16 protein-coding genes and 2 pseudogenes are annotated in these 19,741 nt (G+C 63.6%); 13 read left to right on the forward strand and 5 right to left on the reverse strand.

Translation table 11 applies throughout. The features are described 5' to 3' along the window. The 8 genes from Hrd1104_RS11570 (at position 1) to Hrd1104_RS11605 (ending at position 8,085) form a co-directional block, all read left to right on the forward strand. On the forward strand, positions 1 to 1,236 hold the full coding sequence (locus Hrd1104_RS11570) for an ABC transporter substrate-binding protein (RefSeq protein ID WP_154552906.1): 1,236 nt from the start codon (positions 1 to 3) through the stop codon (positions 1,234 to 1,236). Between the two features lie 61 nt (positions 1,237 to 1,297). Further along, complete coding sequence (locus tag Hrd1104_RS11575; protein WP_154552907.1) at positions 1,298 to 2,035, forward strand: NAD(P)/FAD-dependent oxidoreductase; 738 nt, start codon at positions 1,298 to 1,300, stop codon at positions 2,033 to 2,035. A gap of 159 nt (positions 2,036 to 2,194) precedes the next feature. Further along, complete coding sequence (locus tag Hrd1104_RS11580; RefSeq protein ID WP_154552908.1) at positions 2,195 to 3,244, forward strand: zinc-binding dehydrogenase; 1,050 nt, start codon at positions 2,195 to 2,197, stop codon at positions 3,242 to 3,244. Between the two features lie 141 nt (positions 3,245 to 3,385). Continuing rightward, positions 3,386 to 4,300 carry a hypothetical protein gene (locus tag Hrd1104_RS11585; protein ID WP_154552909.1) on the forward strand — a complete coding sequence of 305 codons (915 nt, stop codon included), beginning with the start codon at positions 3,386 to 3,388 and terminating at the stop codon, positions 4,298 to 4,300. Positions 4,301 to 5,060: 760 nt separating this feature from the next. Then, on the forward strand, positions 5,061 to 5,618 hold the full coding sequence (locus Hrd1104_RS11590) for a pyruvate kinase alpha/beta domain-containing protein (protein ID WP_229770480.1): 558 nt from the start codon (positions 5,061 to 5,063) through the stop codon (positions 5,616 to 5,618). Positions 5,619 to 5,684: 66 nt separating this feature from the next. Continuing rightward, entirely contained in the window at positions 5,685 to 6,500 is an 816-nt protein-coding gene (locus Hrd1104_RS11595; protein ID WP_154552910.1) for a hypothetical protein, read from the forward strand. 41 nt (positions 6,501 to 6,541) lie between these two features. Then, entirely contained in the window at positions 6,542 to 7,390 is an 849-nt protein-coding gene (gene prs / locus Hrd1104_RS11600) for a ribose-phosphate diphosphokinase (protein ID WP_154552911.1), read from the forward strand. Between the two features lie 272 nt (positions 7,391 to 7,662). Beyond that, positions 7,663 to 8,085 carry a CopG family ribbon-helix-helix protein gene (locus tag Hrd1104_RS11605; protein WP_154552912.1) on the forward strand — a complete coding sequence of 141 codons (423 nt, stop codon included), beginning with the start codon at positions 7,663 to 7,665 and terminating at the stop codon, positions 8,083 to 8,085. Between the two features lie 324 nt (positions 8,086 to 8,409). Here Hrd1104_RS11605 and Hrd1104_RS11610 read toward each other — a convergent pair. After that, a pseudogene (locus Hrd1104_RS11610) lies at positions 8,410 to 9,047 on the reverse strand (class I SAM-dependent methyltransferase). A 79-nt stretch (positions 9,048 to 9,126) separates the two neighbouring features. Beyond that, positions 9,127 to 10,380 (reverse strand): MFS transporter, encoded by a 1,254-nt coding sequence (locus Hrd1104_RS11615; RefSeq protein ID WP_195837586.1) that lies wholly within the window; start codon positions 10,378 to 10,380, stop codon positions 9,127 to 9,129. A 228-nt stretch (positions 10,381 to 10,608) separates the two neighbouring features. Here Hrd1104_RS11615 and Hrd1104_RS11620 point away from each other — a divergent pair, with 228 nt between their 5' ends. Further along, positions 10,609 to 11,934 carry a type IV pilin gene (locus tag Hrd1104_RS11620; protein WP_195837587.1) on the forward strand — a complete coding sequence of 442 codons (1,326 nt, stop codon included), beginning with the start codon at positions 10,609 to 10,611 and terminating at the stop codon, positions 11,932 to 11,934. Between the two features lie 340 nt (positions 11,935 to 12,274). On the opposite strand, the pseudogene ileS reads toward Hrd1104_RS11620, so the two are convergent. Beyond that, positions 12,275 to 15,525, reverse strand: a pseudogene (gene ileS, locus Hrd1104_RS13495) (isoleucine--tRNA ligase). A gap of 117 nt (positions 15,526 to 15,642) precedes the next feature. Here ileS and Hrd1104_RS11630 point away from each other — a divergent pair. After that, the gene (locus tag Hrd1104_RS11630; protein WP_154552915.1) at positions 15,643 to 16,632 is read left to right on the forward strand and encodes an aldo/keto reductase; all 990 of its coding nucleotides are present in this window, start codon (positions 15,643 to 15,645) and stop codon (positions 16,630 to 16,632) included. A 50-nt stretch (positions 16,633 to 16,682) separates the two neighbouring features. Here Hrd1104_RS11630 and Hrd1104_RS11635 read toward each other — a convergent pair whose 3' ends face one another. Next, positions 16,683 to 16,904: a hypothetical protein gene (locus Hrd1104_RS11635; RefSeq protein ID WP_154552916.1), complete on the reverse strand. Its 222-nt coding sequence runs from the start codon at positions 16,902 to 16,904 to the stop codon at positions 16,683 to 16,685. Positions 16,905 to 16,991: 87 nt separating this feature from the next. Between Hrd1104_RS11635 and Hrd1104_RS11640 the strand changes: the two genes are divergently transcribed. After that, positions 16,992 to 17,219, forward strand: coding sequence for a hypothetical protein (locus tag Hrd1104_RS11640; RefSeq protein ID WP_154552917.1), 228 nt, complete (start codon positions 16,992 to 16,994; stop codon positions 17,217 to 17,219). 27 nt (positions 17,220 to 17,246) lie between these two features. Here Hrd1104_RS11640 and Hrd1104_RS11645 read toward each other — a convergent pair whose 3' ends face one another. Next, a complete protein-coding gene (locus Hrd1104_RS11645) occupies positions 17,247 to 18,254 on the reverse strand; it encodes a hypothetical protein (protein ID WP_154552918.1) in 1,008 nt (335 codons plus the stop codon). 82 nt (positions 18,255 to 18,336) lie between these two features. Here Hrd1104_RS11645 and Hrd1104_RS11650 point away from each other — a divergent pair, with 82 nt between their 5' ends. Together Hrd1104_RS11650 and Hrd1104_RS11655 are read left to right on the forward strand one after the other, a co-directional pair. Then, the gene (locus Hrd1104_RS11650; RefSeq protein WP_154552919.1) at positions 18,337 to 18,759 is read left to right on the forward strand and encodes an HIT family protein; all 423 of its coding nucleotides are present in this window, start codon (positions 18,337 to 18,339) and stop codon (positions 18,757 to 18,759) included. Between the two features lie 63 nt (positions 18,760 to 18,822). After that, positions 18,823 to 19,740 (forward strand): transcription initiation factor IIB family protein, encoded by a 918-nt coding sequence (locus tag Hrd1104_RS11655; RefSeq protein ID WP_154552920.1) that lies wholly within the window; start codon positions 18,823 to 18,825, stop codon positions 19,738 to 19,740. Position 19,741: the final 1 nt, after the last annotated feature.

A 19,741-nucleotide genomic window follows, 5' to 3' on the forward strand; every position in this document is an offset into this window, starting at 1 on the left:
ATGACTGAGAACAACGACACGACCGACGCACCGACACGACGTGACTATTTGAAATACGGCCTGGCAGTCGGGACTGGCGGATTACTCGCGGGCTGTAGCAGTGGGGAGAGTACTGAGACGACCGAACCGGCCGACAAGGACACGGCGACCGCAACGGCCACCGACACGGCGGCGGAGACGACCACCGAAACAACGACCCAGACGAGCACGGACACTCCCTACATGGTCTCGATGGCCCCCGCTGGCGAGGTGACCTTCGAATCGGTCCCGGAAACGTGGGCCGCATACAGCGGCGACTATGCCGATATGGCCGTCGCACTCGGACAGGCCGACGGGATCACCGGGATCGGCGGCGCAGACCGCTACTACACCGGCATCTACGACGAACTACCAGGGGTCAATATCGACCGCAACACGGTCGAATCCAACCCCGAGATTCGGACGAAAGAACAGTTCTACGAACTCGAAAGCGATATCCACTTCTACGACCCGCAGATGCTGGTCAACTGGTTCGACTGGGATCCAGCAGACCTCGAAGAGATCCGCGAGAACGTGGCGCCATTCTTCGCGAACCTGATCTTCCGGCGGGAAGACGCCTGGCACGACTACCGCTACTACACGCTCTATCAGGCCTTCGAGAAGGTCGCCGCTGCCTTCCAGCGCGAGGAGCGCTTCCGGGCGTTCGAGCAACTTCACGAGGCGTTCCTCGCGGATATCCAGTCCCGGATGCCGCCCGCGAGCGAGCGGCCGACCGTGATGCTCACTTACGAGGCGACCAACGAACCGTCGACGTTCTCGCCGTACCGGCTCAACGACCGTGGGACGAGCAAGAAGCAGTGGCGTGACCTGGGCGTCGGCGACGCCCTCGCGGGCACCGGCATCGACGGGCTCAGCACCACCGACCGGGGCGAACTCGACTACGAGAACCTGCTGGAAGTCGATCCGGACGTGCTGTTGATCCGCGGCCACGAACGCAAAACTCCCCAAGAGTTCCGTGACACGGTGCTCGGATACATGGCAGAGCACTCGGTGGGGAGTCAGCTAACGGCCGTCCAGAACGGACAGGTCTACCGCGGTGGGTACCTCTACCAGGGCCCGATCCACAATCTCTTCCTGACCGAACGCGCCGCCAAACAGCTCTATCCCGAAACGTTCGGCGACGTGACCGTGGATGACGAATTGTTCGATCGCGACCGGCTGGCACGGATTATCACGGACGGTGCTGACTCGGGCTGACGATGCGAACTGGACAACGGTATTGATGCACTGCGGGGACGGTAGAAGCGAATGATCCAAAATGACTCATGAATCCACTGCGCAGTTCGACGTCATTGTCATCGGTGGTGGTGTGGCCGGTCTCTCGGCGGCACTGTTCACCGCTCGCCACGGACTGGAGACGCTCAGTATCGATGCTGGCGGGTCGATTCTCCGACGGAACGCCCACCTGGAAAACGTGCCAGGCTTCCCGGTTGGCGTGGACGGTCGGCGGTTTCTCGACCTGCTCAAAGAACAGGCCGACCGGGCGGGCGCGTCGTATCAAGAGGGAACAGTCACCGGATTGGAGCGACTCGCGGACACCTTCGCCGTCGAGACTGACACAATGCAGTATCAGACTGAGTATGCGATCGCGGCGACCAAGAACGAAGTCGACTATCTCGAAGACGTCGACGGCGTCGGCATCGTTGATCGTGGGAAAACGTTCGTCGACACTGACGAACGGGGTCGGACAGGGATTGCGGGACTCTATGCGGCGGGTCGACTCGCCGGGAAACCCCACCAAGCAGCCGTTTGCGCGGGGCACGGCGCCGAAGTGGGTGTGACGATCCTCGAAGACCACGACCGGCCGTTCTACCACGACTGGGTTGCACCGGATGGGTATTTCACCGACCGTGGCCGCGACCTGCCGCCCGGCTGTGAGGAGATCGACGCGGCAGAGCGCGAACGGCGTGCTGAAGCATCACGAGCAGTGATGCAAGAGCACTTCGCCGAGCCCCATCCCGGCGAACAACTCACCCACCCCAGTCTCAGCGAGTGACGGATACTGGCAAAGCGTTGGTGCTGTGTGAACCAGTTTGGTCGAAACCATCTTCGCAATGAGGGACAGCCATCCGGCGGATCCGCCGGCTCGGCGGGTCACTCGACCGGTTGCCATAGATTGATGTACGACCCCGCCGAAGTGATCAATGGTTGTACAATGAAATCATTTGTTATGAGAGAAATTGGCGAAACGGCCATCATCGAGAAAGAACGACCGGAACCCGGTCCGATGGACGCGATCGTCGAACCCACGGAAGGACTGATCTGTACGTCAGACTGCCACACGGTACACGGTGCGATCGGCGAGCGTGAGGATCTGACGCTGGGTCACGAGGTCGTCGGCGTCGTCGAGTCCGTCGGCAGTGACGTCGAGCACTTCGAACCCGGTGATCGGGTCGCTGTCGGCGCGATCACGCCCGACTGGAACTCCGTGGCTGCCCAAGACGGCCACCCCTCCCAGTCAAACGAAGCGCTCGGTGGCTGGAAGTTCGCCAACGTCAAGGATGGCACCTTCGCGGAGTACGTCCACGTCAACGATGCCGACGGCAACCTCGCGAAGATCCCCGAGGGCGTCACCGACCACGAGGCGGCCTACGTCGCGGATATGCTCTCGACGGGCTTTGCGGGCGCGGAGAACGCCGATATCCCGATGGGCGGGACCGTCGCCGTCTTCGCGCAGGGTCCCGTCGGTCTGATGGCGACGAAAGGGGCCGAACTCCAGGGTGCCGGCCGGATCATCGCCGTCGAGACTGTCGAGAATCGGAAGGAACTCGCCCGTGAGTACGGCGCAACGGACGTCGTCGACTTCGGTGAGGTCGACCCCGCCGAGGAGATCATGGAACTCACGGACGGCGAAGGTGTCGACGCCGCTATCGAGGCACTCGGCGCAGACGAGACACTGCAAGATTGCATCAAAGTAACCAAGCCCGGTGGCACCGTCTCGAACGTCGGCTATCACGGCGAGGGTGAGTTCCGGAAGATCCCACGCGCCGAATGGGGCGTCGGGATGGCCGAAATCGATATCGTCACAGACCTCTGTCCCGGCGGCCGCCTGCGCATCCAGCGTCTGCTGCGCCTCCTCGATCAGGGGAAGGTCGATCCGACGAAGATGACCACCCACGAGTTCGAGTTCGACGAGATCCAGACGGCCTTCGAGATGATGGAGACCAAAGACGACGGGATGATCAAGCCCCTGATCCACTTCTGAGGTGGGTCAGGACATGACGTGTCGCAGAGAGTAACACAGCCGTCTCTTATTCTCTGATCAGTCGAGACAGCATTCGGGGAACGTCGTCGCTGAAGGGGTGAATCGCCGTGTTTTTATGTCGGATCTCGAAGTGTCTGATGCATGCCCTCCACCAAACGGCCCGCCAGAACCGCCCTCGTCGTTGGATTGCTCGTCCTCGTCGCGCTGTCCGGCTGTGTGGGCTTGTCGGATACCGACTCACCGACACCGACACCAGCCGAACCCACCACTCCGTCGCCGTCAGTGACACAGACGCCAACGCCGACCGCCGCCTCGCCAACGGCGACAGCGACGCCAACGCCGACTACGACCGCCTCCGATCGATTCTCCCCAGGACTGACCGACACTGGCGTTCGTAACGTCACACAGCTACTCCGCACACACCAGGCACGGGCGATCGACACACCGGGTGTCCTGACCCATACGACGAACATGACACTCCGGAATATCTCCCTGGTCACACCGGTGCGAGTGACAGCCGACGCGAACCTCACGCGGGTGCTGTACGCCTCACAGAGCCGGCGGACGACCGAAAACACGACCCACAACAGCACGACGGTCCTTGCCGCCAACGGGACGGCTGTCAGGCAGTACACCGTCACCGATGGCAACGTTACGCTGGACAACAGACGGAACCGAACCCAGCTGTTCGACCGGTCGCTCCGTGGTCTCTCGACGGCGACGAGTCCGCTCCGAGGGGCGCTCCGGCGCGGGAACTTCAGTATCGCTACTGTCGACGATGGCGAGGATCCCAATACCGTGATACTTCGTGCCGACCGGTACGCAGGCGGGCAACTGTTCGACGCCCGGAACGTCGTGGCGTACAACGCAACGGTTCGAATCGGGGCCGACGGACTGATTCGCTCTGCCACCGAGCGTATCGTCGCCCAGCGGAACGGCACTGCAAACCGATACGAGTTCAGCTACGCGTTCGAACCACGGGCGGTCGATCTCCCAGCAGTGCCAGAGGTCCCTGCGGACATTCGTAGCGACTCAGAGCAGTCCGGGAGCGAGTGACGCCAGAGATTGGTGTCCTCGCTGGCAGTATCTCGACGGCGTGGCGCTTCGTGGCTCTGGATCTCTGGCCTGTAACTGCCGATATCGATGCCCTAAATCGCGAGTAAATCGAGCCGCTGCTCTCTGTCAGGCTTCTGTCTCGCCGGTCTTAGCCCGCAAGTGCGACGTTTACGATCAGCGCGACCGCAAGCAGCGCTGAGACCGCGACTGTCACCAGAACGACCTTGGTTGCCGTGCTCATGTCCAACAGGCCGACCGGCGGCCGCATAAACGTTCCCCGCGTGAAGGCGCTCGTCCCCTTTCGGAGTGCTGTCGGCCCGGCGGACGGTCGCCGCCACGATTCTGTCTCGGATCGGTCCGAACCCGCCCGAGCCGGCCCTTCTCGGGCTTTGTGGTCGCCCGCTCACTCGTCGGCCTATCCGGCGCCCATTGAAACCACCCGTGTGTCTGACACTCGAACGCCAGCATCGCTCCCCCTCGAACCCCTTCGTTTCGGATCGAACGGTGGGCGTTACCATGCCAAAATATATCATTGGACCTGGAAACGACCGCCATACCGGCGACTACGCCCCAATTCACGCTCGACCGGTGTCGAACTTGCCAGAGCCAGTCACTTCGACTTCCAGTGGAACTCCTGTTCCACTGGATCCACTCGAAACAGGGGTTGCGGATCGGCGCTGTCAATCGGATCTACAGGCGACATCCAGCCTCTCGTTCGAGATAGTAATCTATAGCGGGCGGGCGAGCCGAGATCCATCGGATGATCCACACTGACGACATGGACACGGACGCCGTACTCGACGAGGCACTCGACTACGCCCAGAGCGAGCCGATCGACGCGGTTTGTGTCGCCTCTACTTCTGGCCAGACGGGCACAAAGGCGGCCGAACGCTTCGGTGGGGATCTCGTCGTCGTCGGCCACTCGTATGGGTACGATGTGGCCAACGAGCAGGAACTGGCCGCCGACCACGTCGAGACGATCGAGGACGCTGGCGGCGAGGTCTTCACCGGGCCGATGGTGTTCAGCAACCTCGGGTCGGCCATCGCCCAAAAAGAGGGCTTCTCGTCACACGAACTCGTCGCCGACGTCCTGCGGCTGTTCGGTCAGGGAACGAAAGTCGCCGTCGAGTGCCCGCTGATGGCCTGTGACGCCGGCCTCGTCGATGCCGGCGATCGGGTACTCTCGATCGCGGGGACCGGCGAAGGTGCCGACACGATTCTGGTCGTCGAAGCGGTAAACAGCCGGGAGTTCTTCGACTCGCGCGTGCTCGAAGTGGTTGCCAAGCCCGCCGACGCCGAGAACCTCGTCTGGTGGTAACCACTCGCTCGCCGGCACTCGCCTCCGAGTCGATACCCTTTCGGCCGTTCCTGCCGAGGCCCACACATGGGCGAGATGGCGGAAGATCGGATCTACGCCGACCGACGCGGAAAAAGTGACGTCTACGTCGGGGCTGGACTCGGCGTGACGCTCGTTGCGATCTCGGACGATCGCGTCGGCCGCTTCCGGTTGCTCCGACGGGGCCACGTACACGGCGTTGCTGCTGGCGACTCACAGGTGACGATCGCCACTGACGAGGGGGTCTTTCGAGCCAGTCACGGCGAGGACACCTTCGAGGATCTCGGCTTCGGTCCGGCGGTCGCGGTGGGTCTCGACGATGGCCCGATCGCGGCCAGCCCCGATGGCGACTTGGCGCGTTACGACGGCCAGGACTGGGAGACGCTCGGCCAGATCGCCGACGTCCAGGCGATCGACGGTGCGTGGGTCGGGGCTCCCGACGGTGCGTATCGACTGACCGAATCGAGCGTCGAGCAGACAGGTCTCTCGGGCGTTCGGGACGTTGCGGCCGGTGACATCCCGCTGGCTGCGACCGACAACGGTCTCTACGCCTACGCAGACGGCAACTGGGCTCGCGAGCACGACGGTGCGTTCACCGCTGTCGCCACTGACGGCACTCGGGCACACGCTGTCGGCGAGACGGGCCTGGTCGAGCGTCGCGACGGCGCGTGGCACGGCCGATCGCTCCCGGTCGATGAGTCTCTCGTCGACGTGGAGTACGCCCAGGGACCAGTCGTCGTCACCGCTGCCGGAACGATGCTGGTCGATCCGCCGGCCGCCAAAGACGGCGCGACGGGGTGGCGATCGCGATCGTTGGGTCTGGCTGACGTCACTGGTCTGGCGGTCGCTGGATCGACGGCCTGAAAACCGAAAACGGGTTTACCAGCCGCCGCTACCGAACGTATATGATCCTCAGCGGGTCGGCTTCCCAGACGCTGGCGGCCAGAATCGCCGCGGCAACCGGCGAACCGCTCGGCGCTGCCGAGGTGAAGTATTTCCCCGATGGCGAACTGAACGTACAGGTTACCGAATCGATCGACGGTCGGGCGATCGTCGTCATTTCGACGGTCTCGAACGATGCCCATATCGAGGCGCTTCTCTTACAGGACGCCGCCCGTCAGGCCGGCGCTGAGGAAGTCATCACAGTTGTCCCCTACCCGGGCTATGCCCGTCAAAACCGGAAGTATCGGCCGGGCGATATCGTCTCGCTGTCGACCGTCGCGGGGGCGCTCTCGCCCGGGACGGACCGAGTTATCACTGTCAACCCCCACGAGAAAAACGCCACGTCGATGTTCGACGTGCCGGCGACGGCTATCGACGCCTCCGGCCGGCTGGCCGAACCGCTGCCTTCTGGGCTCGTCGACCCACTTTTCGTTGGGACCGACGAGCAAGCGTTCCCACTGGCCGAGGCCGTCAGGGACGGCCACGGCACCGGTGTGGCTGACTACCTGGACCCGGCCGCCGGGACTGGGACGCCTGCGACGATCGCACCTGCCGAAACGAGTGTCGACGGACGGGACGTCGTTCTCGTCGACGACTTCGTTGCGACTGGCGCAACGATGGCAACCGCCGCGGCGGCGGTCGACGACCGCGGTGCCCAACGCATCTTCGCGACCTGTGTCCACCCACTACTTGCCAGTGGAGCCTGGAGTAAACTCCTCCGGGCGGGCGTCGACGAGATGTACGCCACGGACACCTTAGAGCGGATCGTCAGTGACGTCAGCGTCGCGCCCGTTATCGCCGACGCGTTGTGATTACTGGACGGGATAGCCCACTCCACTGACCGCTTCATAGTGATCGTTGCCGGGTGGGTAGCCCGCTGATCGCGGGCGATCGTAGCGAACACGGTCGCTGTTGGGCTACTGATAACGAATGCCAATCGCTCGCTGCCAGTCTCCTTCGGAGTCGTCGTGCCCACTGTCACACTGTCATCTAGCCGGTGTTCAGAGAAGGGCCGAAACGTGAGGCGCGCCGTTTTCGACGTGTCTATGCCAACCGTTAATATCGGACGGCCGTGCCTTTGCTTATGCCCATCGTCAGTGTCTCGATGCCCGAAACCCTGGTCGAGCGTCTCGATCAGTTCGCCGAGGAACACGGCTACAGCGGTCGCAGCGAAGTCATCCGGGACGCCGGCCGGGACTTACTCGACGAATTCGACGACGAATCTCTGGAGGGTCGACGACTCCTGGCAACGGTGACTGTCCTGTTCGAGTATCAGGCCGGCAGCGTCGAGTCCGAAATGATGGAAATACGTCACGCATTCGACGATGTCGTCGAATCGAACTTTCACACCCACGTCGGTGATAACTTCTGTCTCGAACTGTTCGTTCTCGATGGCTCGCTCGACGCGATCTCGACGGTCGTCGGTTCGATCCGGGCGACACAAGACATCCAGACGGTCAGTTACTCCGTGCTGCCAATGGACGACGGCCAAGTCCGCGCCGAGTAACGGCGACGGGTCCCGGGGGACTCTTCTCTACGTCGTCACTCCACGATGGTGCCTCGCCCCGTCCTCACCGTCGCCTCGGTCTTCTCGACGGGGTGTGGGGCCAGCGACGACACTCTGTGACGCCATCGAACGGTGGCCACACTGTCGCTCTCTGGGACGTCGAGTGGACGGGTTTCCGGCAGTACGGTCGGTGTGACTGTCGCACTCGCGCTCGGTGACTGGCGGTCAGTGGTGCCGTCTCTGTTCTCGGGGCAGTGCTATGGCCCTCCTTTCGCGTAGCGTCTCTGTCAGCGACGTTGGTAGCCGGTTCCGACGTTCGAGACGTCAAAGAACTCGGAACGCGCGGATCGTGTCTCGGTTGGTCGGTTCACAGAACAACTGCACAGCGCCCAGGTCGGTAAAGACAGCCTTCCAGTCGCGGTGATAGAGCGGAAACTCGTCGTGGACAGCCGACACTTCCGCCCCGGATCGGCCCCGGTCGGGCGCGTTACCCTCGTTTTCGGCCGTGAGCAGCAAATCGTCGGTCACTCGCAGCACTTCCTCGAAGACGGCCGTCTCCTCGGGTGGACGTGCTGGAGTGTCTCGACGGAGTAGACCACTTCGAAGGCACCCGTCTCGAACTCGGGGAGGAGGTCTTCGATCGCGCCGATGTGGAAGGTCCCCGTCTCAGCGGTCCGGGGAAAGTACTCGGCCATCACGTCCAGTGCGTCGGCGTTGAGGTCGACCCCAGTCAGGTTCTCATAGCCGGCCTGCCGGAGGGCTTCGAGATGTCGGCCCGAGCTACACCCCAGTTCCAGAATCCGGGCGTCCGCTGTGGCGTAATACGACAGCGCGTCGACGAGTGTCTCGCTGACCTCGTTGGGGCCGATCTCGGCGTAGTACTCCGGGGAGAACGCCCCCTCCCGCTCGGCCCACTGACGGCGGTTTGCATCCGGGTTCCAGTCGCCGTCTCTTCCGGTCATAGACCGGCGTTGGCCGGGCGTGTCCAAAAGGCCAGCGACCCGCGACGATCGACGGAATCTCCACGCCCCGAAACGACGATTACCAGGGCTGTCTGGAGAACTCACAGGACGGCAACGCCAGGTAGATCCCTGCTGCGCCACCGGTCAGGCCGGCCAGCAGGAGGATCGCGCCGTCGAACAGGCCGATGTCAGCCAGCAAGCCGACGACCGTCGAGGCGACGGAACTCACCACGAACAAGGCGGTCCTGACTGCTCCCCAAGCCGTGCCTTCGACGTCGGCCGGAAGGTGGTCGATGATGAACGCGTTCGAAACCGGTGCAAAGCCCATCCGAACGCCGATCAGGAGTGTACTCGCTGCCACGAGGAGTCGGTGTTCGAAGACGACCAGTCCGACCAGCGGGAGGACACTCACCGCGGCGATGGCCGCGAGGACGCGGGCCGACCGCCGCCGCTGGGCGACTCTCCCGGCCAGCCACTGAGACAGTGCGCCGACGACGAACAGGCCCCCGAACAGTACGCCCGCACTGGACTGGGCGAATCCCTTCTCCGTGATGAGGTAGGTCGTCGCCAGGGCGGTGACGCCCTGATAGCCAAAGTACATGATGATCGCCGCGAGGACCGCGAGCCCAGTCCGATAGCGACAGACTGACTGTCCCGCGATTTTGATCGCACTCAGGACCGACGGGCCGTCTTCGGCGGCGCTCGAACCGCCGTCCGCTCGTTTCTCGTCGGGCTTGCTGTCGAGTCTGTGCGTGCTCCGATAGACGAGCAGTGCAGCGACGACGAATCCGGGTATGGTGAGTCCAAGCATCGTCCGCCAGCCTAGCCCTTCGACGAGTAACGCCGCCAGCGCCGGGAGGACAGCTGCACCCAGGCTCCCGGCGGCCAGCGTTGCACCGAGTGCCCGATCGGCCCGTTCGTCGAACACTCGCGTGAGTAAGGTTCCCCGCGGCGGGCCGTACAGACCGGTCGCGGCCCCGAACAGTCCCATCGCGAGCACGAACAGCGAATAGGTCGGTGTCACGGAGAACGCGAGCACGCTAACAGCCGAAAGCAGCAGGCTCGCTGTCAGGACCCGTCCTTCACCGATCCGATCGGCGGTGATCCCCGCTGGGAACTGCAAGACGCCGTAAGCGGCCCACAGGACCGTAACTGCGATCCCAGCTTGGGTCTCGGTCGTCGCCGGGAACGACGCCGTTATCGTCGGCAAGATGGCCTGGAGGACGAATCGCAACCCAAGTGCGAGAAACCAGCCCGCGGCGACACTCACCAGTAGCGTCCCGCTGTTCCCCGATACCACCCCCTCTCGATCGGCCTCCCGGTTGCTCGTCACCTGTATCGGTATTCCTCTCAGAGAGGCGGTAAAGTCTTCCGACACTCGCTTTAGCCTGTCTTTTGTCCCGCCGTCGTCGCACCCAATTACTTTGGGGGTGGTTGCGTAAGTCAGGCTATGCCAACCGGTGGTGCGTGGACCGTTTTCTCGGGCGACACTGACGAGTCTGCCTCTCGCGACGACAGTCCTCCCTCGCGACGGCCAGACGAGGCTGGGAGCGATCGGGGCATGACGCCCGTCGTGGCCAACGTCCTGTTGGTCGCGATTGCCATCGTCCTCGGGGTCACGGTCACTATTTTTGCCCTCGGTCTCGCCGAGCCGTTCGAAGCCGAGCCACCGACAGCGTCCTTCGAGACGGACTATACTGCCGCTAATGGACTCTTCGTCCGCCACCAGCACGGCGATGGTATCGACGCCGATCGACTGTCCGTCCGACTCGACGGCCGGTCGTACCCGGTCTCGGCGTTCGTCGACGACCAGCGCCTCACTGCCGGGACCCAGATCGGTCCGCTGTATCCGGCCGCGTCCCGGGAGGCCCACCTCGTCTGGGAGCAGGGTGATACGTCTTCGATCGTGTACACAGCCACGCCGCCCCGAGAGGGGACCGTCCCCGCCTATCTTCGATTCGACGAGCGGTCCCTCAGATCGTACGGCGGCGGGCAGGACGCCGATGCCGAGTTCACGTCCACGACGGGGGCCAGAGCGGTGACCCTCGAGAACAACACCTGGAAGCTGCTCGATTTCGAGTACAACGTCACTGCCCAAACGGTCCTGGAATTTGACTTTCGCGCGACGAACGCCGGGGAAATCCACGGGATCGGCTTCGAGACCGACGACAGCATCTCCAGTGACCGGATTTTCAAGCTGCTTGGCTCACAGCCTTGGGGCATCGAGTACGGCGAGTACGAGACCGGTGATGGCTGGGTCCACTACGAGATCCCTGTCGGGGAACTCTACGGGTCATCACTGCACGGCCAGACCTCCTCTCTCGCCCTCGTCAACGACGTCGACAACGACACCAAGCGGCCGAGTGACTCTCAGTTCCGGAACATCCGCGCGTATGAATCACCACCGGAGGATTCGTCGATACAGTTCGAATTCAGCGCCGACGGGGCCACTGTCACCGAACCCGTTCAAAGCTACGGCAGCCAGGACAAGGACTTTGGCGTGGCGGTCAGCGACGACAACGCGATGCTGACTCTCTCGGAGAACACCTGGGCGTACGTGCCGATCGACGAATCTGTCACCGACGACACCGTGCTTGTGGTCGAATTCAACGCATCGAGCCAGGGTGAGATCCACGGTGTCGGCCTGGAAACCGACAACTCGGAGACAGAATCACGGTTCGTCCGTTTTAACGGCACTCAGTCCTGGGCCACGAAAGTCACCCCCGTCTCTTCGGGCGACGACGGCTGGGAGCGCTACGAGATCGACGTCACCTCACTGCTTGCGTCCAGTGGTGAAACTGTCTCCCGTCTCGTGTTCGTCAACGACGACGACACCGGTGGAAACGGTGTCTCACAGTTCCGGAACGTGACGATATACGACGAATAGATAGCCTCGGGCTTCCCGACACAGTGGACGGCTATTAGACTTTCTTGACCGCGATCTCGGCCTCGATACCCTCGATCCCGCCACCACCTTTTTGTTCGTCGGGTGTGCTCGCGACGCTCACGGCTACACCGCTCGCGTTCGAGGTTCGTCACTGCGTTCGAACCTCGCGACGCTCGCACACCGCTCTCACGGCGTCGCCGTTCGAGCGCTCGGCGGCCTCGTCCCACTCGGCCGCCCACTCCTCGAAAAAGCTGGACCAAAAAGGCGGAGTCTCGCGTCTTCGCTGCTCGACTCCGTTGAAACGCGGCCGCCGGCCGCGTATGCTCTTCAGCCGTCGGAATCAGACTTCTTCGACCGCGATCTCGGCCTCGATACCCTCGATCTCCCAGGTCTTGCGGTAGCCCTCTTCAACCGACCCGAACGCGTCGGCCCGCACTTCCTCGGCGATGAGTTCCTCGTGGTCGGCGACGAGATCGGCCACGCGATCGTCGTCGATCTCGTACTCGACGCGAATGCGAGCGTCCATCTCTAGGTCGAGATCCTTGCGCATCTCCTGGACGCGGCGGACGACCTCGCGGGCGTAGCCCTCGCTCTCGATGTCCTCGGTCAACGTGGTGTCGACGTAGACGACGCCACCGCCATCTACGGCCTCGAACTCGGTGCTGGCGATCCCTTCGGGGGTGTTGCGGACGAACTCGACCATCTCTGCCTCAAGATCGACGGCGCGGTCGAGATCGCTCGTGACCGCCGACTCCAGGGCCGCGACCGACGGTTCGGCGACGCTGGCGTCGTTGAGCGCGTTCATGATCTGCCCAGCGTCGTCGCCAAAGGCGGGGCCGAGTTTGCTCATGTCGGCCTCGGCGCTGTAGGTGAGTTCGCCCCACGCCTCGTCGGGACCGACGACCTCGATCGCACGGGCGTTCAATCGGTCGGCAAGCAGATCCGCCTGGAGTTCGACCGAACCGCCGACCGCCTGATCGTCGACGTCGACGACGACGCGCTTGACTGGCCAGCGGAGCTTGCGTTCGGCCTGCTGGCGGGCGTTCGAGCCCGCTTCCTCGACAGCGCGGACGACGCTGATCTCGTCTTCGAGGCCGACGTCACGCAGGTCGTCGTCGGGTTCGGGCCAGTCGCACATGTGTACGGTGTCGTGACCAGCGTCGCCGGTGAGATACTGATAGATTTCTTCGGCGACGAAGGGGGTAAAGGGCGCCAGCAGCGCGACGGTCTCCTCCAGGACGCGGTACAGCGTCGCGTAGGCGGCGTCCTTCGAGGCGCTCTCGCCCTCCTCCCAGACGCGATCCCGGACGGCCTGGACGTAGAACCGGGAGACGTCCTCGACGATAAAGTCCATCAGCGTCTCGATGGCCCGGTCTTGACGGCGATCCTCGAAGGCCGCGCCCATCTCGGCTTCGACGGTCTGGAGCCGCGAGAGCACCCACTCGTCGACTTCTTCGAGGGAGACGTTCTCGACGGTCGTTTCCCCGGGGCTGAAACCATCCATCCGCATATACGGCAGCGGGAACCGGAAGACGTTCCAGAGGATGTTGAGGTTGCGGCCCATCGAGTCCATCCCGTCCCAGGAAAAGCGCATGTCCTCGCCCTGGGGGTTTTGAGAGAGCAGGAACGCCCGCATCGGGTCCGCGCCACCTTCCTCGATGGCTTCCTGGGGCTCGACGGTGATGCCTTTGGATTTGGACATCCCGCGGCCATCTGGCATCAGCGCGTAGCCGTGCATCAACACCTCGTCGTAGGGGATCTCCCCGACAGCGGCCGTCCCCATCCCGAGCTGAGACCAGAACCAGCCGCGGGTCTGGTCGTGGGCTTCCATGATGAGATCGGCGGGCCATAGGTCCTCGAAGTCCTCGGTCTGTTCGGGATAATCGAGCGTGCCCCAGGAGGCGACCGAGGAGTCGAGCCACACGTCGAAAACGTCCGGGACGCGCTTGTAGGTCCGGCCGTCCTCGGTGATCGTCAACTCGTCGACGGTCCCTTTGTGGAGGTCGACGGCCTCGGGATCGATGTCCTGATCGACGCGTGCGGCGAGTTCCTCGCGGTCGCCGACGACGATAGCCTCGTCCATCGAGCCGTTCCAGCCGTCGGCGGCGTTGCCGCCTCCGTTCGCCGACGAGTCCGCGCTACCTTCAGGAAGCCAAATCGGCAGGGGATTCCCCAGTAGCGTTGCCGGGAGACGTTCCAGTCTGGGGCCTCCTCGACGAAGTCCCGGAAACGATTGTCCCGTGCCCACTCGGGGTGCCACTGGCTGTCCTCGATGTTCTCGAGCATCTCCTCTTTGATGTCCGTGACCGTGATGAACCACTGATCGGTGACGATCTGGATGATCCCCGTGTCACAGCGCCAGCAGTGGCCGTAGCTGTGGTGGGTCGTCCCTCGCGAGAGGAGGTTGCCGTTGGCCGCCAGATCGTCCATGATCGCCTCGTCGGCGTCCTTGACGAACTCGCCGGCGTATTTGCCTGCGGTGTCCTCGTAGACACCGTCGCCACCGACCGGACAGAACACGTCAAGACCCAATTCCTGGCCGCGCTCGAAGTCTTCCTCACCGTGGCCCGGCGCGGAGTGGACCAGTCCCGTCCGATCGGCCTCGACGTACTCGGCGGTATAGACCTGGAGTGCGTCCTCGCCCTCGGGTGCGTCGGGGACCGCCTCGCGCAGTGGGTGCTCGTAGCTCCAGCCGACCATCTCCTCGCCCGTGGCTTCGTCGACGACTTCGTAGTCGCCGTACCGTCCCTTCGAGAGAACGTCCTCGACGCAGGATTCGGCGATCCACAGCACCTCTGTCTGGCCGTCCTTTTCGGCCTCGACGGCCTGGTAGGTCAGATCGTCGTCGACGGCGACGAAGGTGTTGGCGGGGATCGTCCAGGGCGTGGTCGTCCAGATGACGAGGCTGCCTTCCCGATCTGCAAGGGAGAACTTCACGTAGATCGATGGGTCGGAGACGTCCTCGTACTCGACTTCGTTGTTGGCGATAGCGGTCTCACACCGCGGGCACTGTGAGATCGATCGCTTGCCCTGCTCGACCAATCCCTTCTCGTGGGCCTGGGAAAAGCCCCACCAGGCGGCCTCCATGTACTCCGGGGAGACCGTCTTGTAGGGGTTGTCCCAGTCCATCCAGACGCCAAAGGACTCGAAGTCCTCCTGGAGGCCACGGAGTTGCTCCTCGGCGAAGTCCTTACACTCCTCGATGAACGCCTGCTCGCCGAACTCTTCGATGTCTTTCTTGTTCTGAAAGTCGAGTTTTTCCTCGACTTTGGTCTCGATGGGCAGGCCGTGCATGTCGTAGCCCGGCCGGTCGGTGACGTTGTACCCCTGCATGCGGAGCTGGCGGATGTAGGCGTCTTTCAGGGTCTTGTTCCAGGTCGTCCCCATGTGAGCCGCTCCGGAGGTGTAGGGCGGGCCGTCGACGAAGAAGAAGTCCTCGCCGTCGGCTCGGTGGGCTTTGGTCTGCTCGTAGGCATCGACGGCGTCCCAGTAGGTGAACACCCGCTGCCGGACGCTGTCGGGGTCGTACTGCTCGGCCACGTCGCCGAACCGGTCGTACGTCGGCGGATCGCGGTCCTCGGCGTCGGTCATACCCGTTTCCACTATCGCCGGCATTAAATGAGAATCGATCCCACGCGCCCCCGGCCGTCCCAGTGTGCTGTCCAAAACGACCCCGGCTTTTTCGCGTCGGCCCCCGACCGTCCACGCATGGAGTATCGCACACTCGGTTCGACCCACCGCGACGTCTCGGCGATCGGGCTGGGCACGTGGAACGTCGGCCCTTCCTGGGCATCGGTTAGTGACGAACAGGCCAGCGAGGCGATCCGGACCGCCCTCGATGCGGGTGTCAACCTGATCGACACGGCTGAAGTGTACGGCGACGGCCGCGCCGAACGCCTCATCGGCGAGGTACTGGACGAGCGCGGCCGGGAGGACGTTTTCGTCCCGACGAAGGCCGCCCCCGACCCGGACGGCGGTCACTCGGAAGACGGGCTTCGGGACTCGATCGCCGGCTCGAAAGAGCGCCTGGGCGTCGAGACACTCGATCTCGTCCAGTTGCACTGCCCGGAGACGCAGGCGTTCTACGACCCCAGTACGTTCGAGACGCTGGAGCAACTCCGCGAGGAGGATGAGATCGCCCACGCCGGGGTCAGTGTCGAAAAAGTCGAACAGGCGGACAAGGCCATCGAGTACCCCGTCGTCGAGACGGTCCAGCTCATCTTCAACCCGTTCCGCCATCGCCCCGCAGAACGGTTCTTCGAGCGGGCTGCCGCCCAAGACGTCGGTATCATCGTGCGCGTCCCGCTGGCCTCTGGACTGCTCGCAGACGCTTTCGAGGGCGTCCAAGACTTCGGCGAGGACGACCATCGTCGAACGGCTGCCGAGGACGGTGTCGATGCGGGGATCGGTCGCGCTGGCGGTGAGACCTTCGCCGGCGTCCCCTTCCAAGCGGGACTGGACGCCGTCGAAGCACTGCGCCCGTCCGTCCCCGAGGGAATGACGATGGCTCAGTTCACGCTCCGATGGATTCTCGACTTCGACGCCGTCTCGACGGTGATCCCCGGCTCGACGACGCCCGCACACGTCGAGCAAAACGCCGCGGCAGCGGACTTCGAGCCACTCTCACACGAAACCCACGGCACAGTCAGGGACGTCTACGAGGCCCACCTCTACGATCACGTCCACCATCGCTGGTAACCCAGGAGTCACGAAAACGACCCGTCCAGTGTTGCAGCCACACGCTCGATTCAGACGTCAGAAAACTCGACCAGCACCTTCTCACGGATCAGTTTCACGCCGGCGACGAGCAACAGGACCCCGACGACTGCTTCCCAGGCGCCCAGGGCACTTTGCCCGGCCATGAGCGTGTCGATACCCGCAGATTCGACCAGAAAGCCGCCGACGCTCAGGAGACCGGCGATGACTGCGTAGACGATCGTCGAAAGCTGTTCGAGTACCATGTCGATCATAGGTACGCTCTCGTAGGGACTGCTATGATCTTTTCTGTTCGCCGCTGTGACGAAACGCTTTTTACCAGCGTTATAAAAACTGAAACGATGTCACCGACACGGAATCTGAATTATCCTTCCCTGGCACGACGCGGCTTCATTCTGGGGGCAGCGCTGTTCCTGATCGGCGGTCTCGGCCACGTTGTCGGCCCGGCCATCGTCGGTTCTCTGCCCGGCTGGGAAGCGGCACTGTTGCTCGACTTGGAAATCGCGGGTATCTTGATCGGCTTGTTCGCGCCGCTAATTTTCGGGATCGTGCTCCCGTTGACGGAGTGAGTGGCGATCGAGGCGCGTTCTTGAACCTTAGAGGAATTCGGCGGCCGCTGGTGCGTACTGTTCGGGCGGGACGTCCACGACGCTCTCGTCGTGGAGTGTGACGAAGAACGGCGAGTCCGACCAGTAGTACTGCTCGAACACCGAGCGGGCAACCAGATCGACGACGGGTGGGTTGGCGGGGTCGTCGTCTTGTAGCGTTACTGCGAGGTTGAAGCTATTGTGGCCGGCCGAGGCGTAGTACTCGAGTATCGAGACGATCCCCGCTGCCAGATCCTCGACGACGGAATCGCCCGGATCGGGAACGGTCGCCTCCGGGGCGACGCCACGAACGTGGCGGTGGTGTTTTGGTGCGTAGGGCGCGATCCACTCGACCCCTCCTGTCGCTCCGATATGGCGATCGCCGTCCGCCGTCTCCGCGAGGAGGGTCTCCCAGTAAGACTCGCCGTGTTCGTCCCGGTAGGCACGGGCCGCCTCGGCGCGTTCGGCCTGGCGGTTCGTCCCGCACTCATCGACCAAGGTCTGCATGTGCGGGTGGATGATACTGCTGCCGGCCGGCCGGAGGAAGTTCATGTTGATCGATGCGTACTCGTCGGCGGCGTCTGATTCGAAGGCGACGTCGACGAACTCCAGGGCGGCCGCCAGCCCGTCGGCGAACTGCCCGACCGTGAACTCATCGATTGGCACGTAGTGGTCCTCGGTGAGGACGACGACGTTCGAGTGATCGCCATAGGGGTTGAGATTCGGGAACGACGTGGCTTCACCCCACGATCCACGCTCGAAGCCCACCCAGTCTGGATAGGTCGGGGTCGCGTCGGTCACCATCTCGGGGCAGAAGAAACAGCCCTCGTCGTCGTTGAGGACAGTCTCGATCTCCGGTTCGCCCTCCGGGCGGACGAAGTTCTCCGAGACGATTCGACTCTGTCGGCCGGTGAGTGGATCCCGGCGGACTTCCGTCTCGACAGATACCTCCTCGAAGTCCTCTAAGGGACTGTGAAACCACGTCGCCTGGACCTCGGGATCGAACTGGAACGACATGCTGGGTCAACCTTCACAGAGGCCGCTAAAAAACCTAGGCGGGACCCGGCGGTTTTTGGGCCACCACCTCTACCCCCCTACCATGACCGACTGCGTGTTCTGTGCAATCGTCGCCGAGGAGCTGCCCAGTCACACTGTCTTCGAAACCGAGGACGCCCTGGCGTTTCTGGATACGAATCCGCTCGCCGAGGGCCATACGCTCGTCGTCCCCAAGACACACTACGAACAACTCGACGACGTTCCCGCCGAAACGGCGACGGAATTCTACGCGGCCCTCCACGATGTCGTTCCGGCTGTCGAAGCGGCCGTGGATGCACCGGCCACGACCGTCGCTGTCAACAACGGCGAGGCCGCTGGCCAGGAAGTACCACACGTCCACGCCCACGTCGTCCCACGGTTCGAAGACGACGCTGCTGGGCCGGTCCACGCGCTGTTTCGTGGCCGCCCGACTGTCACCGAGGACGCGCAAACGGAACTGGCCGATGCGATCGCCGCCCGTCTCTAAACATTCGTTTGGGGAAATAATATCAATAGATTAATTACCTTCAGTTTACTCTTCTCGCCCACTGTGCGCCCTCCACGCTCGACCGGGCAGTGCCCGGAATGTGACGGTGGACTGTTGCGTCGCGACCGCGAAACGATCTGTACCGACTGCGGACTGGTCGTCGACGAGTCACGCATCGACCCCGGTCCCGAATGGCGAACCTTCGAGGCAGACGACGGCCAGCAGCGTCGCCGAACCGGTCCCCCGCTCACGCGTGCCAGACACGATCGGGGCTTCTCGACTCGCATTGGTCGGGATAGCGCCGGCCCACCGCGACGACGACGCCGCATGGCTCGCCTTCGCCGCCAGCACCGTCGCTCTCGGACAGCTTCGAAGGCCGATCGCAACCGCATGTACGGCATGATGGAGATTCGGCGGATCGTCGACCGGCTGTCTCTCACTGAGAGCTTTCGGGACGATGCCTGTGTCCTCTTCGAGGCCGGGCAGGACGCCGGACTGTTGCACGGTCGGACGATCGAAGGCATGGCGGCCGCGGCTGTTTATGCTGTCTGTCGGACTGCGGATGTCTCGCGGATGGTCGAGGAAGTGACGGCCGTCGCCCAGGCCAGCAGCGACGAGTTGACGGTCGCCTACGCCGCGCTCAATCAGGAACTCGGCCTCGAAACGGGGCCGATCGACCCGCGTGAGTACCTGCCCCGCTTTGCCGACCAGTTGGATCTCACTCCGGCGATCGAACGCCGCGCGACCGAGTTCGCGGCGATCGTCGTAGACCGAACCCTCGCTGGTGGCCGCGCACCGAGTGGCGTCGCTGCCGCCTGTCTGTACACTGCTGGCCGCGAACACGGGGCCGACGTGACCCAGCAACAAGCCGCCGCTGTCGCCGGTGTCGCACCAGCGACGCTCCGCTCGACGTATCAGGATATCCGCGACGCAGCCATCGGACAGGCCGACACCACTACCGCAAACGCGGGCGCCGATTGAC

Origin of the sequence: Halorhabdus sp. CBA1104 (assembly GCF_009690625.1) — an archaeon.
Classification (GTDB): Archaea; Halobacteriota; Halobacteria; order Halobacteriales; family Haloarculaceae; genus Halorhabdus.

What these genes read in the sequence shown, in the direction of transcription:
- Hrd1104_RS11570 (WP_154552906.1), top strand. Translation starts at nt 1, where the DNA reads ATGACTGAGAACAACGACACGACCGACGCACCGACACGACGTGACTAT.
- Hrd1104_RS11575 (WP_154552907.1), top strand. Translation starts at nt 1,298, where the DNA reads ATGACTCATGAATCCACTGCGCAGTTCGACGTCATTGTCATCGGTGGT.
- Hrd1104_RS11580 (WP_154552908.1), top strand. Translation starts at nt 2,195, where the DNA reads ATGAAATCATTTGTTATGAGAGAAATTGGCGAAACGGCCATCATCGAG.
- Hrd1104_RS11585 (WP_154552909.1), top strand. Translation starts at nt 3,386, where the DNA reads ATGCCCTCCACCAAACGGCCCGCCAGAACCGCCCTCGTCGTTGGATTG.
- Hrd1104_RS11590 (WP_229770480.1), top strand. Translation starts at nt 5,061, where the DNA reads ATGATCCACACTGACGACATGGACACGGACGCCGTACTCGACGAGGCA.
- Hrd1104_RS11595 (WP_154552910.1), top strand. Translation starts at nt 5,685, where the DNA reads ATGGGCGAGATGGCGGAAGATCGGATCTACGCCGACCGACGCGGAAAA.
- prs (WP_154552911.1), top strand. Translation starts at nt 6,542, where the DNA reads ATGATCCTCAGCGGGTCGGCTTCCCAGACGCTGGCGGCCAGAATCGCC.
- Hrd1104_RS11605 (WP_154552912.1), top strand. Translation starts at nt 7,663, where the DNA reads ATGCCCATCGTCAGTGTCTCGATGCCCGAAACCCTGGTCGAGCGTCTC.
- Hrd1104_RS11620 (WP_195837587.1), top strand. Translation starts at nt 10,609, where the DNA reads ATGACGCCCGTCGTGGCCAACGTCCTGTTGGTCGCGATTGCCATCGTC.
- Hrd1104_RS11630 (WP_154552915.1), top strand. Translation starts at nt 15,643, where the DNA reads ATGGAGTATCGCACACTCGGTTCGACCCACCGCGACGTCTCGGCGATC.
- Hrd1104_RS11635 (WP_154552916.1), bottom strand. Translation starts at nt 16,904, where the DNA reads ATGATCGACATGGTACTCGAACAGCTTTCGACGATCGTCTACGCAGTC.
- Hrd1104_RS11640 (WP_154552917.1), top strand. Translation starts at nt 16,992, where the DNA reads ATGTCACCGACACGGAATCTGAATTATCCTTCCCTGGCACGACGCGGC.
- Hrd1104_RS11645 (WP_154552918.1), bottom strand. Translation starts at nt 18,254, where the DNA reads ATGTCGTTCCAGTTCGATCCCGAGGTCCAGGCGACGTGGTTTCACAGT.
- Hrd1104_RS11650 (WP_154552919.1), top strand. Translation starts at nt 18,337, where the DNA reads ATGACCGACTGCGTGTTCTGTGCAATCGTCGCCGAGGAGCTGCCCAGT.